The organism is Limnospira sp. PMC 1279.21 (assembly GCF_032349615.1).
Lineage (GTDB): Bacteria > Cyanobacteriota > Cyanobacteriia > Cyanobacteriales > Microcoleaceae > Limnospira > Limnospira fusiformis.
Genome location: NZ_JARPLU010000328.1, coordinates 1 through 2,371 on the forward strand (window position 1 = coordinate 1; position 2,371 = coordinate 2,371).

Sequence of the window (2,371 nt, forward strand, 5' to 3'; positions counted from 1 at the left end):
CCAGCCAACCTACTAGAGTCCGACTGTGTTGTGTAAAGCGATCGCACCAGCCAACTACTAGAAAGTTGCGGCGGGGGATGGGTTGATGGGTTGAGAAAGGGGGTTTCTGAGTTGCCGAATTAGTAGCAGGAAACCCCACATAGTTGAGTTATCTTTATGAAAACGGAAAAAGTGATAAACTAGACCAAAATGCCTAAATCATACTAATGCCCCGGAAGATTCGAGAGTTGAAAGCTCAAATTGCACAGTATGGCTTTGTTTACTTGCCTAAGCGCGGTAAGGGCAGCCATGAGCGTTGGCGACATCCTCTGATTGGAAAAACCCTGACCATTTCAGGTCAGGATGGAGATGATGTGCCCCGTTACCTAGAAAAACAACTGGAAAAACTGCTAACTGAACTGGAAGGGTTGAGAGAGGAGGAAGATTCATGAGTCGATACAGCATGATTGTTCAATGGTCTGATGAAGATGAGCTTTTCCTAGTCACCATTCCCGAGTTTTCTGAGCAGGTCGTGATGCCTTGTACTCACGGAAAAACTCGGGAAGAGGCAATCCGCAATGGGGAAGAAGTGATTGAAATGTATCTAGCAGCTTGGCAGGCGGAAGGTGAGGTCATTCCTCAACCGAAAACACTTGAGGTGGTTTGATGCTTTTGTCCCAACAGAGCCTATGCTGGATGCTGATGCTCTGATGTTTTCGGATTTTTTCGCCGACTTATCCGCCATATACCCCCTGCCAAGTTCCGGCAACTTTGAGTAAATCTGTGGCGGTTTTCCCTGGTTTTAGCGGGGGCAATTTTTGCCAGCCAGAGGATTGAGTAGGTTCGGAGGTTTCTAGGGAGTCGAGAAACTCACTAACGAGGGCAAGTCTTTCCGGTGAGAGGTTGTTGAGTTGGCTGGCGACTTTTTCGCGTAGTTGAGTTGTATTCATGGTTTTGTTGAGCCATTTAAGCTAATTATAGCACCAGGAGTAGGTTATGTGAACCCAGGAAACTCCACCAAAACTTAACCACTCCCAGCCTAGCCGACTGTGTTGGGTTTCGCGATCGCACCAGCCAACCTACTAGAGTCCGACTGTGTTGTGTAAAGCGATCGCTCCACCCAACCTACTAGAAAATGGCGGCGGGGGATGGGTTGAGGGGTTGAGAAAGGGGGTTTCTGAGGCAGATTTGGGTGAGGAGGCAAAGGTTATGGCAGAAACGGGGTTGATCAGATATCGATTAAGTTTCATTGACCATATTCAAAATCTGGTTGTATAAAGCCGAAGATACTCTAAACTCTGACGTAGCAATCAGAGCATCCATCAGAGGTTTGACCGCAGTAATTAAATTTTTCTGCTTGGCTTCAACCAGAATGCCTAGCAATCCAGTAATCTTGATGCCTAAACGGTCAGCCTCCGCTCGACCCCGACGCTCATCAATCAACAACAAATCTGCCTGAAGCTCTATGGCAAGAGCGATCGCCTCTGCCTCTCCCGGATCTAACCTTACCTCATTTTGAAGCTGTTCAACCACACTACGGTTAACTAATGCTCTGACTTTTAACCAGGCTGCACCTTGAACTTCCAGAGTTCCGGGTACGGGAGGGTCAATATCAACGAGTTCCCGATACACAGATTCAGGAATAGTCACTTGATGGTAAAGTTGAGACAGAAGTTTTAGGTGGTGAATTGCCGCCAGGTTAGTGATTACTGATGTATCACTAATGACAATCACAAGCGTCCCAACTCCCGTAAATTCTTGATATCTAAGGCAAAATCTTCCACATCGTAGGAGTAAAGCGGGATATCTCGTTGTTTCAGAAGTTGGCGAAAAGCACCGGATGGCATATCTGCCAATTTACTGGCATAGCCCAAGGTCAAACGCCCGGTTTGAAACAGGTGTAATGCTACTTCTTGGCGAAATTCGCTTGGGGTAAGCTGAGAGGCTTCCAGGATTTCGTCTGAGATGAGTACAGTCATAAGCAGTTGACTCTATCCCAATTGGGGCTGATTAATTTTATTCCTAATTGTAGCATATATTTCATGATTTAATATGACCAGGAGTAGGTTGGGTGAACCCAGGAAACCCCACCAAAACTTAACCACTCCCAGCCTAGCCGACTGTTTTGTGTAAAGCGATCGCACCAGGAGTAGGTTGGGTGAACTCCGTAAACCCAACAAATCAGTAGGTTATATGAACCCAGGAAACCTGACAAAAACTTAACCACTCCCAGCCTAGCCGACTGTGTTGGGTTTCGCGATCGCTCCACCCAACCTACTAGAGTCCGACTGTGTTGTGTCAAGCGATCGCACCAGCCAACCTACTAGAGTCAGAGTCTGTTGTGTAAAGCGATCGCACCAGCCAACCTACTAGAGTCCGACTGTGTTGTGTA

At 47.1% G+C, this 2,371-nt stretch carries 7 protein-coding genes; 2 read left to right on the plus strand and 5 right to left on the minus strand.

Features of this window, described 5'->3' with window-relative positions; genetic code table 11:
* The first annotated feature begins 206 nt into the window (after positions 1 to 206).
* Together P5683_RS24170 and P5683_RS24175 are read left to right on the plus strand one after the other, a co-directional pair.
* Positions 207 to 431 carry a type II toxin-antitoxin system HicA family toxin gene (locus tag P5683_RS24170; protein WP_006622545.1) on the plus strand — a complete coding sequence of 75 codons (225 nt, stop codon included), beginning with the start codon at positions 207 to 209 and terminating at the stop codon, positions 429 to 431.
* Entirely contained in the window at positions 428 to 646 is a 219-nt protein-coding gene (locus tag P5683_RS24175; protein ID WP_006669412.1) for a type II toxin-antitoxin system HicB family antitoxin, read from the plus strand. Before P5683_RS24170 ends, P5683_RS24175 begins: the two co-directional genes overlap by 4 nt.
* 67 nt (positions 647 to 713) lie before the next feature.
* On the opposite strand, the gene P5683_RS24180 is transcribed toward P5683_RS24175, so the two are convergent.
* From P5683_RS24180 to P5683_RS24200, 5 genes are all read right to left on the minus strand, one after another.
* On the minus strand, positions 714 to 929 hold the full coding sequence (locus P5683_RS24180; RefSeq protein WP_006622542.1) for a hypothetical protein: 216 nt from the start codon (positions 927 to 929) through the stop codon (positions 714 to 716).
* A 132-nt stretch (positions 930 to 1,061) separates the two neighbouring features.
* Positions 1,062 to 1,229: a hypothetical protein gene (locus tag P5683_RS24185; protein ID WP_155839114.1), complete on the minus strand. Its 168-nt coding sequence runs from the start codon at positions 1,227 to 1,229 to the stop codon at positions 1,062 to 1,064.
* Complete coding sequence (locus P5683_RS24190; protein ID WP_006622540.1) at positions 1,219 to 1,713, minus strand: DUF3368 domain-containing protein; 495 nt, start codon at positions 1,711 to 1,713, stop codon at positions 1,219 to 1,221. Before P5683_RS24190 ends, P5683_RS24185 begins: the two co-directional genes overlap by 11 nt.
* Complete coding sequence (locus P5683_RS24195; RefSeq protein WP_006622539.1) at positions 1,710 to 1,958, minus strand: UPF0175 family protein; 249 nt, start codon at positions 1,956 to 1,958, stop codon at positions 1,710 to 1,712. The genes P5683_RS24190 and P5683_RS24195 overlap by 4 nt, the downstream gene beginning before the upstream one ends.
* A 68-nt stretch (positions 1,959 to 2,026) precedes the next feature.
* The gene (locus P5683_RS24200; RefSeq protein WP_152344006.1) at positions 2,027 to 2,281 is read right to left on the minus strand and encodes a hypothetical protein; all 255 of its coding nucleotides are present in this window, start codon (positions 2,279 to 2,281) and stop codon (positions 2,027 to 2,029) included.
* Between the last annotated feature and the right edge of the window lie 90 nt (positions 2,282 to 2,371).